10 protein-coding genes are annotated in these 13,900 nt (G+C 51.4%); 7 read left to right on the plus strand and 3 right to left on the minus strand.

Annotated features, from left to right (window positions below; genetic code table 11):
• A partial coding sequence (locus H598_RS26865) for a hypothetical protein (RefSeq protein WP_211227294.1) occupies window positions 1-271 on the plus strand: 271 nt, incomplete at its 5' end.
• A gap of 360 nt (window positions 272-631) precedes the next feature.
• On the opposite strand, the gene H598_RS0112150 is transcribed toward H598_RS26865, so the two are convergent.
• Both H598_RS0112150 and H598_RS0112155 read right to left on the minus strand, forming a co-directional pair.
• Complete coding sequence (locus tag H598_RS0112150; protein WP_028113260.1) at window positions 632-934, minus strand: EscU/YscU/HrcU family type III secretion system export apparatus switch protein; 303 nt, start codon at window positions 932-934, stop codon at window positions 632-634.
• Complete coding sequence (locus H598_RS0112155) at window positions 931-1,896, minus strand: hypothetical protein (RefSeq protein ID WP_028113261.1); 966 nt, start codon at window positions 1,894-1,896, stop codon at window positions 931-933. Before H598_RS0112155 ends, H598_RS0112150 begins: the two co-directional genes overlap by 4 nt.
• Window positions 1,897-2,368: 472 nt before the next feature.
• Here H598_RS0112155 and H598_RS0112160 point away from each other — a divergent pair, with 472 nt between their 5' ends.
• Window positions 2,369-3,091 carry an MlaA family lipoprotein gene (locus H598_RS0112160; protein WP_245595594.1) on the plus strand — a complete coding sequence of 241 codons (723 nt, stop codon included), beginning with the start codon at window positions 2,369-2,371 and terminating at the stop codon, window positions 3,089-3,091.
• A gap of 133 nt (window positions 3,092-3,224) precedes the next feature.
• The gene (locus H598_RS0112165) at window positions 3,225-4,301 is read left to right on the plus strand and encodes a response regulator (RefSeq protein WP_169629258.1); all 1,077 of its coding nucleotides are present in this window, start codon (window positions 3,225-3,227) and stop codon (window positions 4,299-4,301) included.
• A gap of 2,149 nt (window positions 4,302-6,450) precedes the next feature.
• Here the strand turns inward: H598_RS0112165 and H598_RS0112175 are convergent.
• The gene (locus H598_RS0112175; RefSeq protein WP_028113264.1) at window positions 6,451-7,917 is read right to left on the minus strand and encodes a peptide MFS transporter; all 1,467 of its coding nucleotides are present in this window, start codon (window positions 7,915-7,917) and stop codon (window positions 6,451-6,453) included.
• 500 nt (window positions 7,918-8,417) lie between these two features.
• Between H598_RS0112175 and H598_RS26015 the strand changes: the two genes are divergently transcribed.
• The 4 genes from H598_RS26015 to H598_RS0112195 all read left to right on the plus strand — a co-directional run bounded on the left by H598_RS26015 (window position 8,418) and on the right by H598_RS0112195 (window position 13,819).
• Window positions 8,418-8,912, plus strand: a complete 495-nt coding sequence (locus H598_RS26015) for a transcription termination/antitermination NusG family protein (RefSeq protein ID WP_169629259.1) — start codon at window positions 8,418-8,420, stop codon at window positions 8,910-8,912.
• Window positions 8,913-9,246: 334 nt separating this feature from the next.
• Window positions 9,247-9,759 carry a transcription termination/antitermination NusG family protein gene (locus H598_RS0112185; RefSeq protein ID WP_028113266.1) on the plus strand — a complete coding sequence of 171 codons (513 nt, stop codon included), beginning with the start codon at window positions 9,247-9,249 and terminating at the stop codon, window positions 9,757-9,759.
• A 334-nt stretch (window positions 9,760-10,093) separates the two neighbouring features.
• A complete protein-coding gene (locus H598_RS0112190; protein WP_028113267.1) occupies window positions 10,094-12,811 on the plus strand; it encodes an SLBB domain-containing protein in 2,718 nt (905 codons plus the stop codon).
• Between the two features lie 45 nt (window positions 12,812-12,856).
• Window positions 12,857-13,819, plus strand: coding sequence for a Wzz/FepE/Etk N-terminal domain-containing protein (locus H598_RS0112195; RefSeq protein WP_084144445.1), 963 nt, complete (start codon window positions 12,857-12,859; stop codon window positions 13,817-13,819).
• Window positions 13,820-13,900: the final 81 nt, after the last annotated feature.

Here is a 13,900-nt window from a genome sequence, read left to right on the forward strand (position 1 = left end):
CCAGCGTGTAGGCTGCCAGGTTCGGACCACATTATGGCGCTACCTCGAGAAGGTAAAACAGACGCCGGATATACGTCCGCAAACCGACCTCATCAAAGTCTTGCAGTTGCAGGGGCGTCCATATACGTCTTTGATTTTGACCGTAACCCAACAAAAGCCACTGGGCCCATCGCGTTCGCAAGGGCGACGGTGCGATCAGGAAGATTTTGCAGTTAACTTGGGCTTTAGAGATTGCGACAGAGTGGGGCCGATCGTTACCTCCGCAGGTTAATCACTCCTCCGTCGTGCCCGCGCACGCGGGTACCCTGCGTCTTTGATTTTGACCGTAACCCAACACAAGCCGCTGGGCCCTCGCGTTCGCAAGGGCGACACGGTAGGGGTGTTGTGTAACGCATATTGTTGGGCTCGCTACAGCGTTCGGTGCTAACTGTCACCAAAACACCTTCAAACATCCTCCGTCGTGCCCGCTTTTGATTTTGACTGTCGTGCCCGCGCACGCGGGTACCCAGCGTCTTTGCTCTTTACTTTGCAAAAGCCACTGGCCCCTCGCGTTCGCAAGGGCGACGGGGTAGAGGGTATAGCCCACCGCGTTCGCAAGGACGACGATGCTGATGGAATGGAAGGAGTGAGGTTAGGCCTTAAAGTCGATTTTCTGGTGGATGTTCTGCCACTGTTCGGGGAATTTGCCTTCCAGCATGTAGGCGTAGGCGATGAGTTCCGCAATGACCAGATACAGGGCCGGGGGAATCGCTTCGCCAATCTCCAGCTTGGACAACACCTCGGCCAACTGCTTGTCCTCGTGAACCAGGATGCCGGCTTCGATGGCAGCCTGTTCAATCTCATAGGCCAGATCGCCGGCACCGCTGGCCACCACTTTGGGCGCCTGCTTTTGATCGTACTGTAGGGCAACGGCTTTCTTCTGCTTGCTGGTCATCGTCCCATGGCTCCATAGGTCATGCGTTTGGCGGGTTGAGCGATCGAGTCCGGCACTTCACCAACCTGACAGCGTGGCACCGTGGTTTGCAGGCCATGGTCCTGGAATCGATGCACCAGAGTGGCTACCTGCTCATCGACTCGGTGGGCCAATGTTCGGCTGTCGGTAACCAGCGACATCTGCAGGGTGTCATCCTGATAGCGAGCACGTACTAACAGGTTGCCGAGGCTGAGCTCAAAGCGTAAGGTCAGCAGCCAGAACTCGTTGTCACCGGCCTCGGGATAACGTGCCAGGCCCAGTTGAAGCTCTCGCTGAACCCGTTCCTGCTCGTAGGGAAAGGCGTAGTAAAGAATCTGGTTGTCCCCATCCAGTTGGCTCTGACGCTGAAACTCGGTCATCTGTTTAAACAGATCGGCGATGCCGGCGGCGGTGGTTGCTTTGGTGGACTCACTCAAGGCGGCCAGAGAGCTCGAGTCGGACGCCGGTCGGCCTTTACGCGCCTGCAGGTGGAACCACAGCGCCAACAGAGTGCCCATCGGTGTGGCGCTGCTGGCGGCCGGCAGGTTGCCCAGGGCGGTAAACAGCCCTTTTAGTAGCGCCGGAGAGGCGTACTGTGCCAGTGATGGCATCAGGGTCTTCTCTCCACCTGTGTCACTGCCAAGGCGCTGAGCCAGCACCGGTAACAGCGCTTTGAGTTCGGGTTGCTGCCGCAGCAATTCCAACAGGCTGCCACCAGAGGTGGGAGGCTTGTGACCACCGATAACAGCATCGTTGGCCTGAGGCGTGGTAGGTGACAGCAGCTTTAGGGTAAAGGGCTCTCCGGCTCGAAACAGCGTTAGCTTACGTTGCCCTTGCTGGGTCTCAAATTTGCCGACCAAAGGCCCTGCTAACGACGCGGGCAAGCCGTCCATTAACATCTTTCCGCTGGATCGCAACAACAGTTGTCCCTGCTGATTAATCATCAAATCAATGGGTTTTGATGTATTAAATAGGTTATTTGCTACATTCTTTAACAATGTGGGATTTGTTATCGTATGCGCGAGTGATAAAGTACGGCCCTGATAGTTTTGCCGGTCCACCCGTTTGAGCAGCAGCAGTGCGCTCGCGGGAAGTTGAGGGGCCGGTTCCATGGCCAGCCTTTGTCCCGAAACAGTGATATTCAGTTGACCTGAACTGTGGGATTGGGTCGTAGCCCACTGAAAGGGTTGCGACTGACCGCCGGTCGCCGTGGCAGGCGAACCAACGGGAGAAGTGGGCATTATGGCCATGTACGACTAAACTCCGTAAAGGATTCAATAAGATCCCGAGCGCATTGTAACCAATAAGTGGTTCTCAAGTTTTTTTACTTTGCCTCCTTTAGGATATCGACGATTGAACAAGTTTCTTAAATCGGGTTTGCCCTTATCTGCTGTTGCCAGCATGTTGTGGCTAGCGATGGCCCCTCAGGTCGTGCTGGCCGAAGAGGCCGCGCCTGAGATTCAAGAAAGCGACTACCATGATCCCCGTGATCCATGGGAACCCTTTAACCGGGCAATGTGGGACTTCAACTACAACGTTCTCGACAAGTACCTGTTCCGTCCGGCGGTGTATCTGTACATCGATTATGTGCCTTCGGGCGCACAATTGGGAGTGGAAAACTTCCTCAAGAACTTTGATGAACCCTACAGTGCGGTAAACAACCTGCTGCAGGGCAAAGGCAAATGGGCCGCCAATGCGGCTGGTCGGTTTGTTATTAACACCACCCTGGGAATTGGTGGCGTGTTTGACGTGGCCGGCAATATGGGGCTGGAACGTAAGCAAGATGAGTTCGGCGAAGTATTGGGTTACTGGGGGGTTGCCGATGGCCCCTACATCATGCTGCCGGTATTTGGCCCCACCACGGTACGGGACGAAGTCGGTGACTTCGTGGATAAGCTTTATTTTCCTTACGCCAATTTTGCGTTGTGGCAGACGGCAGCCCATTGGGCGTTGGATGGACTGTCTACTCGAGCCAGGTTGGTTGATCAGGAGTCGATACTGGATAACTCTCTGGATCCTTATGTATTTGTAAAAGAGGGTTACTACCAGTACATTGCATACAACCTATATGATGGCAATCCGCCCATCCAGGAAGAAGACGACGACCTGCTGGAGGAGTACCTCGACGAGATCGAGTAGACAGTAGAGGAGCGTTGACCACGGTGCACGGTGGTCGGGGGGAGCCATTGCAAGTTGGCAGACGAGTTGGTCTGCCACTTTTTATTGCACAATGGACAGAGCACTCGCGATGAAGTGCTCGAGGATAACAATAATGAATCTTAGCGCTAAAACGGCCCTGTTGATCGAGGGTAAGGCACACTGCTCTCACAGAATCGTCAGTTTTTTAAAGCCCTCTGGGCTGCAGGTGGACTGCGCAGAAACCGCGGGTCAGGCATTGGGAAAAATCCTTGGGCGACGACCAGACATTATTCTGCTGGACCTTCACCTACCGGGAATGGATGGCGCGGGCATGCTTCGGACCATGAGCGAAATTGATAACCCGCCACCGGTGATCATCATCTCCACTAAGAATGTCCTTAATGCCCAGGCGCGCAGCCGCTACCCCTTTGTTATGGCCGCCTTCGATAAGCCCATCACCGATCTCAACGCACTGCAGCACGCCATTGAGCATTCTCTTAGTCCGGGGATGGAGCGGCGGCGGATGCAGCCAAGAGAGGTGTCTGAGGTCGATTTAACGGCATTTTCTGATCCGGGTGTGGCAGTACTGTCTCAGCAATTGATCTTTCAGGCGGCCAAGGTGGCCCGTTCGGGTTGTCTAGCTCGCTACAGCGTTCTTAGTAAAGCGATGATCTCACAGTGGTTTGTAAGCCATGTTGAGCTCAATGAACATAGCATTGGCGGCTTTATTGCTTATATGCCGGCCGATGACCACCAGGCGGCTTTTGTCAGCCTGATGCTGCAAACTTACCTTAATAGCCTGAGACGGCGACGTAAGCGTGATCAGCAACTGGTAATGAAGTCCGAGTTTATCCTGAACAGCCTGGCCAAAGAGGTGGCAGACTCCGGGTTGGATGTGCCGGTACAGTTGGGGTTCTTTACCTACGACAGTCAAAGTCGCGAGATCTCACTGGCAATCGTTGGCAGTGAGATTAAGGCCTACTTGCGCCAGGGTGACCATCTCAACCCCATGATGCTGCGTTCCGGTAGATCTTTGGTCGATAAACCCCTGGTTTGCGCTTCAATCACTCGAAATCTTGAACCTGACACTCAATTGGTACTGTTTGGCGGCGACAAGGCCCTAAAGCCAAAACTGCTCAATGACGAGTTTTCCGGCTTTAATGAAACCCTGCATCAGGGCGCCTACATTCAGGTCGAATCCATCAGCTAATTTAACCTGCCCATTCGCCAAGGCCCCAGCACCCTCGCTCTTGCGCATGCGAGGGCCAGCGATACCCCCTCTCTCGTCGCCCTTGCGCACGCGAGGGCCCAGCGATTTTGGTTTTGCCCGTAGAAACAGCCACTGGCTACCGCCGTACGCGGGCATGACGGAAGGTCGTAGTTTACGCTTTGCGAACCCGATACAGATGGCGACCACTAATCCTGCCGCCCCACAACTCATCAACCGTGTCACCCTTGCGCACGCGAGGGCCCAGCGACTTTGGTTTTGACCGTGGAAACAGCCACAGGGTACCCGCCTGCGCAGGCACGACGGAAGGTCGTAGTTTACGCTGGCGAAGCTGATAAAGATGGCGATCACTAATCCTGCCGCCCCACAACTCTCCAACCGTGTCGCCCTTGCGAACGCGAGGGCCCAGCGATACACCTCTCTCGTCGCCCTTGCGCACGCGAGGGCCCAGCGACTTTGATTTTGACCGTAGAAACAGCCACTGGGTACCCGCATACGCGGGCACGACGGAAGGTCGTAGTTTACGCTGGCGAAGCTGATAAAGATGGCGATCACTAATCCTGCCGCCCCACAACTCTCCAACCGTGTCGCCCTTGCGAACGCGAGGGCCCAGCGATACCCCTCTCTCGTCGCCCTTGCGAACGCGAGGGCCCAGCGATACCCCTCTCTCGTCGCCCTTGCGAACGCGAGGGCCCAGTGACTTTGGTTTTGACCGTAGAAACAGCCACAAGATACCCGCCTGCGCGGGCACGACGGAGGGGGCTTGGGGTACGCGGGTAACGATCAGCACCGAGCTCTATCGATAACTCAATAACGACTCAGTTAGCACCAACCCTCCCCATTCGCACCGTCGCCCTTGCGCACGCGAGGGCCCAGCGACTTTGATTTTTAACGTAGAAACAGCCTCTGGGTACCCGCGTACGCGGGCATGACGGAAGGTCGTAGTTTACGCTTTGCGAACCCGATACAGATGGCGACCACTAATCCTTCCGCCCCACAACTCATCAACCGTGTCGCCCTCCAGTGACTTTGATTTTGACTGTAGAAACAGCCACTGGGTACCCGCTTACGCCGGCACGACATAGGGATGTTTGGGATACGTGGGTAACGATCAGCACCGATCTTTTTTGAAACCGCAGAGCTACTCGGTTTCCACCATTCTAACCAACTTGCACCGTCGCCCTTGCGCACGCGAGGGCCCAGTGACTTTGATTTTGACTGTAGAAACAGCCACTGGATACCCGCGTCCGCGGGCATGACAGTGGGATGTTTGGGATACGTGGGTAACGATCAGCACTGAGCTCTACCGATAACTCAATAACGACTCAGTTAGCACCAACCCTCCCCACTCGCACCGTCGCCCTTGCGCACGCGAGGGCCCAGTGACTTTGGTTTTGACCGTGGAAACAGCCACTGGGTACCCAAGTCCGCGGGCATGACGGAAGGTCGTAGTTTACGCTTTGCGAACCCGATACAGATGGCGACCACTAATCCTGCCGCCCCACAACACATCAACCGTGTCGCCCTTGTGAACGCGAGGGGCCAGTGACTTTGATTTTGACCGTAGAAACAGCCACTGGATTCTCGCCTACGCAAGAATGACAAAAGGGCAAAGCCACTGGGTACCCGCTTACGCGGGCACGACGGAGGGATGTTTGGGATACGAGGGTAACGGTCAGCACTGAGCTCTACCGATAACTCAATAACGACTCAGCTAGCACCAACCCTCCCCATTCGCACCGTCGCCCTTGCGCACGCGAGGGCCCAGCGACTTTGATTTTGACCGCAGAAACAGCCACTGGATTCTCGCCTACGCAAGAATGACAAAAGGGCAAAGCCACTGGGTACCCGCTTACGCGGGCACGACGGAGGGATGTTTGAGGTACGCGGGTAACGAGCAGCATCGAGCTCTGCCGATACCCCAAAAACGACTCAGTTAGCACCAACCCTCCCCACTCGCACCGTCGCCCTTGCGAACGCGAGGGCCCAGCGACTTTGGTTTTGACTGTGGAAACAGCCACTGGATACCCGCGTACGCGAGCACGACGATAAAGAAAAAAACATCCCCCCCAACCAACGCTCACAAAAAAGCCCGGCTCAGTGGCCGGGCTTTTGCAAACAAAACTAAGAGTTAGCTTTTGATACCTTCGTGATCCGCGGTAACAGCAACTTCTTCTTCCAACGCTTCTTCCTCAGATTTAGGATGAGCGTCTTCAGCACCGTGCATCCAGTCAACCAGCTTGTCAGCCATGAAGTACAGGATGATACCGGAAACGGCGGCGGTGATTGCGATACCGGAGAAGATGGACATGGCGTTAGCCAGTTGCTCTTCCGCTTCGCCACCGTGGCCAATGAAGGAACCGATGACACCACCGACCTTGTTAGCAATCGCAACAAACAGGAACCAGGCACCCATCATCAGAGAAGCGATACGCAGCGGAGCCAGCTTGGTCACCATGGACAGGCCGATTGGAGACAGACACAGCTCACCCATGGTGTGGAAGAAGTAAGCACCTACCAACCACAGCATGGAGGACTTAGCGCTCGCGTCGCCACCCATTTCGATTACGGCACCCATCATGAACAGGAAGCCGATACCCAGCAGGATAAGACCCAAAGCAAACTTCACGGGTGAAGTCGGCTCACGGTCGCCCATGCGAACCCAGATGGACGCAATAACCGGGGCAAAGATAACAATGAACATGGCGTTCAGAGACTGGAACCAGGTAGTCGGAACTTCCCAGTTACCGATCATACGGTCGGTAAAGTCGTTGGTGAACAGGTTCATCAGACCACCGGCTTGCTCGAAGCCTGCCCAGAATACGATGGTAAACAGACCCATAACCATGATCACTTTGATGCGATCACGCTCAACTTTGGTCAGTGGCTCTTTACGAGCTTCAGTCGCTTGCTGCTTTTCCAGCTTGGCGGCAGGAACGGTACCAATGTCACCCAGCAGACGCTGAGCAAACAGGAACTGGATGATCAGGGAGATGACCATACCGATACCGGCGCAGATAAAGCCGGCCTGGAAGTTACCGTCATAGGCTTCAACAACGGAGCCTACGATGATACCAGACAGGAATGCACCCACGTTGATGCCCATGTAGAAGATGGTGAAAGCACCATCACGGCGGTGATCGCCTTCTTCGTACAGGTCACCCACCATGGTGGAGATGTTTGGCTTAAACAGACCATTACCCAGAATCAGGGTACCCAGGCCCAGGTAAAACATCTCGGTTTCCATACCAGGAACCCACGCGTGTGGTGTACCCAGCATAAACTGACCGGCTGCCATCAAGGCGCCGCCCAGGTAGATAGCCTTACGTTGGCCCAGGTAGTTATCGGCCAACCAGCCACCGATAAGCGGTGTCAGGTAAACCAGACCGGTAAAGGTACCATACAGGGAGAGGGCATCGGCTTGAGTCCAACCCAGGCCATGACCGCCCTGGTTGCTAACTTGGTCGACGAGGTATAGCACCAGGATGGCACGCATAGCGTAGTAGCTAAAACGTTCCCAGAGCTCTGTGGTGAAGAGCAGGAACAGGCCCTTAGGGTGTCCCAGCATCGTTCCGGCTTGCGGTTTCGCTGCGCTCATTGAGTATGTAACCTTCTTTGCATTTTAAACAGAAAAAGCCCGTTTCCTTTGCGGATTATCAGGCGCCCCACCAGTGTAATGATTGTTCAAGAAGCGGAGGGATGCACTTGTATACACTTTCTTAACCCGTTAAGTCAATGTGGAAGCCTTATTTGCTGCGGCTTTGAAGGGCGATAGTTGCTGAATTTGAGAGCGTTTGCAGGGACAAATAACTGGTGAATTTGATTTCAGCTTGCTGAAGATGTTGAATCTGGTGAGGAAGCCAGAAACCGTTGTCTGCGTGATGGGAGTGTGTCACGAAATGTCATTCAGCAATGTTGGCATATCGATATGGCTATAAACACTTAATTGAGCATGCTCTCACTTCCGCTTTTTTTGCTGGGATTGCACCGGTAAGCGTGGCAGAATGGTTTGGCTGGGCTAGTTCTTTCTGGCCCCTTCCCGAAGCGACAAGGAATGCCCTTCGGACAATGATGCACCTGAGTAGACAAGGACCGTTTATGCTCCAATGGTATCTATTTAGAGTTCGAGCCCGCGCCGAACAGACCGTTTCAAAGCAAGTGGAGGCAATGGGGTACAGCACCTTTTTGCCACAAGTGTTGAAACGCAGTCGCCCGCACGATTCTGCTATTATGTCGCCTTTGTTTCCTGGATATCTGTTTATTCGGCTGGATCCCTATCGGGCCTCCTTTGCGCCTGTATTGAAGCTGTTTGGCATGATTGACATTATTCGCACTACCGGTGAAATACGCCCGGTAGAGCTGGCTCTGGTGGTATCGCTGCGTCGGCGATGCCAGGCTAACCCGGAGTTGGTTCTGGACATAGAGGATAGTGTGCCCAAGGTGGGAGAGGCCGTACGATTCAGTTACGGTGCCTTCAACCAGATCGAGGCCCTGTTTCATGAGATGGCCGATGATAAGCGTTGTCGCTTATTAATTACCCTCATTAACCAGGAACAACTTATCGATGTGCCACTGACGGCGCTGGAGCGCTGACAAAGGCTTACAGATAAGTGATTGAATGTTGTACCCATGCTCGACATTATGTGGACGGCGTGGTTAGCTACGCTTATAGAAAGATAACAAAATGAAATGTCGTAGTGGTATATCGGTGAATAACCGATTAGACGTTCCTAATTTAACCGCCAATGTAATTCATTGGTTCTGAGTTGGGATTTTTGAGCAGTTGGAAACTGCTGTGTTTCATTTTGTTGATGGATTGAAAAAGTATGCTATTAAACCAAAAATTGAAGCGGACACGCCCGAAATCTCTTGGTAGTATCGACGCTGAATTGAGTTCGATTGATAGCGCGGGCGTTAGCAAATAATCATGTTGGGATGGTATCTTTTTCGCAGTAAACCTCGCGCCGAGTTACAGCTGCAACAACAGTTGGAATGTCGTGGTTATCAGGTGTTTGTACCTGTATTTACTCCTCCTTGTAAACCCGGAAAGCCCGAAGCTGCTTCTACGCCGCTGTTTCCCGGGTATCTGTTTATTCGGTTTGACCCCTATCAGGAATCGGTTCGTAACATCCTCTCTTTGTCTGGAGCCTCCCAGATCATCAAGACCTGCGGTGAAGTGCTGCCGGTGGAGTTGTCGCTGGTACGGGCACTGCGTAAGCGCTGTAGCCAAATCGAGACTGAAGTTTCCGAGTTGAATCAACCTCAGTTTTCAACCGGGATGCGGGTACAGATTAAAGAGGGACCGTTTGCAAGGGTCGAGGCCATATTCCATGAGACTGTCGGCCGTAAACGCTGTAAACTGCTGCTGGAATTGCTGGGTCAGGTTCAGATGGTGGAAGCCAACTTGAACGACCTGGCTATTGGTGATCGCTTCGCGTAAACCGCTTTATTTTAAGCTGTGCCCTAGGGCATGGCAGTACAATAATCAGGGTGTGTTTGGGTATTGGCTAGCCAGAAAGTATGGGCGGAGCTATATCTAAACAAAACCTGTCTCGTTTTATTATTTATTCAAAAACAATAGGTTGTCAGTTAGTGGTTGCTAACTGGTGGTGTTTTTTTGAACTGCGCGTTTGCGCAACATTTTCTGGGGTGCCTGTGCTGCCTTTGGTATCAGGTTTGGGACAGTAAGCGACAGGCTCCCGCCGACTCGCTCTCTCATCATTGACCGCGGCCTTTGCAATGAAGCCTGCGGTACGTTATTCAGATACGGACACATGAAACGCTCATTAATTAATACACTTAAAACGTCACTGTTTTGCTTGGTGATGGCAGCCAGTGCCTTTCAGGCTGCTGCGGTCTCTGTTACTCCACAAATGATTGAACAGTTTAAGCAGTTGCCCCAGACAGAGCAGCGCCGATTGGCGCAACAATATGGCATCGACCCCTCCATGCTTGGCGGCTCTGTCACCACTTCCCAGCCAATTGCCCAGCCAGAAACGCCGGTGGTCACCCCAAGGGACGTTAGTCCAAAACCGAAGGCCGAAGTGCATGGCGTGGCACCAGTTAAGGGCTTAAAGCCGTTTGGCTACGAACTGTTCGCCGGTCAGCCGACTACTTTTGCCCCGGTTTCTGATATTCCGGTGCCGACGGATTACCGCATCGGCCCCGGCGATACCATTAATGTTCAGTTGTATGGCAAAGAGAGCAAGAGCTTTCAGTTGAGCGTGGACCGCCTTGGTAACGTCCATGTACCCGGTATGGAGCCCATTACCGTCATCGGCATGAGCTACGGTGAATTGCAGCAGGCAATTAAGTCCGTGGTTGCCGAAAAGATGATTGGTCAGACTGCTCATGTCAGTATGGGTGAGCTTCGCTCGGTGCGTATCTTTGTTGCCGGAGATGCCTATAACCCCGGCTCTTACACAGTCAGCAGCCTGTCTACCGTATCCCAGGCGCTGTTTGTGGCCGGTGGCCTTAAAACCATTGGTTCGCTGCGAAACATTCAGGTTAAGCGCGCCGGTGCCTTAGTGGCGACCTTTGATGTGTACGACCTGTTGATGAAGGGCGATGCATCTAACGACGTGCGCCTGCAATCTGGCGATGTGGTGTTTGTGCCACCGATCGGCGAAACCATCGCCGTAACTGGTGAGGTGCTGCGCCCGGCCATCTATGAGCTGAAAGGCACCGAGACCATGGCGCAGGTAGTTGCCATGGCCGGCGGGGTTAAGCCAGGTGCCTACCCGGCTGCTTCCATCGTTGAGCGTTATGGAAGTAACTATCTGAAAGAGGTGCTTAAAGTAGATCTTACCGGTAAGCAAGGCCAGTCACTTAAGGCCAAAGGCGGCGATGAGCTTGTGGTGCGTTCTACTTCCAGTGAGTACATCGGCTCGATTACTCTGATTGGTCAGGTAAACCGACCTGGTCAGTATCAGTGGTATTCGGGTATTCGTGTTAGTGATGTTATCGGTTCTGTGAAAGCCGATCTGACCTGGAACAGCGATACCAATATGGCTCTGGTAGTTCGTCAGACTAGCATTAATGGCGACATCGAGGTGAAAGGCTTTAATTTGTTGCAGGCAATTACCGATAAAGGCGGTGCCGACGATTTACCCCTGGACGCCAATGATAAACTCATTGTGTTTGCTGACCGTGATGAAGCTTTAGATCGTCGCAAACTGGGTAAGTTCTTCAATAAAGTAAAGAGCGATCAAACCCTGCAATACTTGGCGGAAAAGAATAGCCAGCAGCTGGAGGACCAAGAGCTTAGAAAAATCAGCGACAAAAAGCATATGAATTCTGTTGCCGGTGTGGCGGTTACCGAATCTGCGAGCGCGGATAAAGAGAAGGATCTGGCACTGGCCAATCTTATGCTCTTGGGACTGTTTAATCACCCTAAGTTAATTAATCTGTCCGATCAAATGAGCCGTCGCGAGTTGTTGTTCCCGGTAATGGCCAAGCTTCAGTCTCAGTCGCGTTCTCAGACCCGCTCTGCACAAGTGAGCGTTACCGGTGACGTTCGTTACCCGGATAACTACCCGTTGATAAACGGCGCTAAGGTTATGGATTTGGTGGCGTTGGCTGGTGGTTTGAAAGAAAGTGCTTATCTACTCAATGCCGAGTTATCTCGTACTTATTACGACAATGTACAGGGTATGCGCATTGAACATTGGAATGTAGATCTGTCTAAAGCGATGGATGGCGACCAGGATCAGAATCTGAATCTTGTTAGTAAAGACCGCTTGAATGTGCTGACTAAGCCAGCGTGGGCCGCTAACGAAACCATCGAGATTCGAGGTGAAGTTCGCTTCCCTGGCACCTACATCATTCAGCGGGGCGAAACCTTGGCAGATGTGGTAGAGCGTGCTGGAGGCTTTACAGAATACGCTTACCTTTATGGCGCAGTGTTTACGCGCGAATCAATGAAAAAGCAGGAAGCGCTAGAGATTAAACGAGTTACTGCCTCCCTAAGAAAAGAGATTGCAAACCGTACCTTGTCTCAAGAGGGCGCATTTGCGTCAGTGGCCGATACTGACGCGATGTTGACTCAATTGGAACAGATTGAGCCGGTAGGACGATTGGTGATTGACTTGGAAGGGATTATGAATCCAGAGCTTGATCGAAATTTCAATGTTGAAGCAGGAGATCTCCTATATATTCCCCCTATGCGGCAAGTGGTTGCTGTCATGGGTGAGGTCCAACATGCGACTTCCCATCGCTTTGATACCGCATTAAGCCTTAAAGACTATATGCGTATGTCGGGTAATACTACTCAGCGTGCAGATGATGAAAGAACTTACGTCGTGCGAGCAGATGGCTCGGTTATGCTTCCAGAAAACTCCTACTGGTTTGGCGGTAAGCAATCACTTAAGCCTGGCGATACCGTAATTGTACCATTGGATACTAACTACAAAGATAATTTAACTCTTTGGAGCCAGATTACAAACATTATATACAATTCTGCTGTGGCGCTATCAGCACTTAATGTTTTGTGATATTCAATATATAAACCAATATTATGTAAGTGACCGAGAATAATCATGTCAGAAGTAACTACAAATTTTCATTACGAATCAGGTGCTACTTTACCTGGACATAAAAGTGACTATATTGACCTTCGTGACATTTTGTCAATTATAGCCGACGGGAAATGGATAATTCTGACAATTACTTTTTGTTTTGCTATTTTTTCGGTCGCTTTAGCGCTATACCTTCCTAATATTTATAGATCGGAAGCGCTATTAGCACCGGCTAACTCAGAGCAAAATAGCAGCTTTGCGGGATTGGCAGGTCAGTTTGGCGGACTTGCTTCACTGGCTGGTATTAATCTAGGAAGCTCTAGCATTGATAAGACTACTATGGCCTTAGAGGTTATGAAGTCTAGAGAGTTTGTCAGTCAATTTATAGAGCGTAGAAAAATACTTATTCCTTTAATGGCTGTAAAAGGTTGGGAATCTAATCAAAATAAGTTGATATTAGATGATAACTTATATGATGAAAGTAGTGGAGAGTGGATTAGAGAGCCAAAGCCTCGAAGACCAAAAGAGCCTACCATGCAAGAAGCCTTCGAAGTCTTCAGTGATATACTTGTTGTTCGACAGGATAGTCAAACAAACTTTGTCACCATCTCAATAGAACATTACTCTCCATATATTGCTCAGCAATGGGTTTCATGGCTCGTAGAGTCGATTAATAATGAAATGAAGAGGCGGGACTTAATCGAAGCTCAAAGAAGTATAAAATATTTGAGTGAAAAGCTTATTCAGACGAAAGTTTCTGATATGAAGAGCATTTTATATCAACTTATCGAAGAACAAACTAAAACAATTATGTTTGCCGAAGTTAGAGATGAATATATCTTCAAAACAGTTGACCCTGCAGTTGTGCCTGAATTGAAAGTAAAGCCGAAGCGACCATTGATATGTGTTCTTGGAACATTGCTAGGAATGTTTTTTGGAGTTGTAATAGTATTAATTAAAAGATTTTTAATTAAAGAGATTTAAACATTTATAGAGCAAAATATCACCGTCAAATTGGATTTAACATAAATCTTATTAAAGAAGTGAAAACATGCATTCTATTTT

The sequence above is a fragment of the Ferrimonas kyonanensis DSM 18153 genome (assembly GCF_000425405.1).
GTDB classification, from domain to species: domain Bacteria; phylum Pseudomonadota; class Gammaproteobacteria; order Enterobacterales; family Shewanellaceae; genus Ferrimonas; species Ferrimonas kyonanensis.

Bases quoted from the DNA above. Each gene is read 5' to 3' on its own strand.
- H598_RS0112150 (WP_028113260.1), bottom strand. From the start codon at position 934: ATGACCAGCAAGCAGAAGAAAGCCGTTGCCCTACAGTACGATCAAAAG.
- H598_RS0112155 (WP_028113261.1), bottom strand. From the start codon at position 1,896: ATGATTAATCAGCAGGGACAACTGTTGTTGCGATCCAGCGGAAAGATG.
- H598_RS0112160 (WP_245595594.1), top strand. From the start codon at position 2,369: ATGGCCCCTCAGGTCGTGCTGGCCGAAGAGGCCGCGCCTGAGATTCAA.
- H598_RS0112165 (WP_169629258.1), top strand. From the start codon at position 3,225: ATGAATCTTAGCGCTAAAACGGCCCTGTTGATCGAGGGTAAGGCACAC.
- H598_RS0112175 (WP_028113264.1), bottom strand. From the start codon at position 7,917: ATGAGCGCAGCGAAACCGCAAGCCGGAACGATGCTGGGACACCCTAAG.
- H598_RS26015 (WP_169629259.1), top strand. From the start codon at position 8,418: ATGCTCCAATGGTATCTATTTAGAGTTCGAGCCCGCGCCGAACAGACC.
- H598_RS0112185 (WP_028113266.1), top strand. From the start codon at position 9,247: ATGTTGGGATGGTATCTTTTTCGCAGTAAACCTCGCGCCGAGTTACAG.
- H598_RS0112190 (WP_028113267.1), top strand. From the start codon at position 10,094: ATGAAACGCTCATTAATTAATACACTTAAAACGTCACTGTTTTGCTTG.
- H598_RS0112195 (WP_084144445.1), top strand. From the start codon at position 12,857: ATGTCAGAAGTAACTACAAATTTTCATTACGAATCAGGTGCTACTTTA.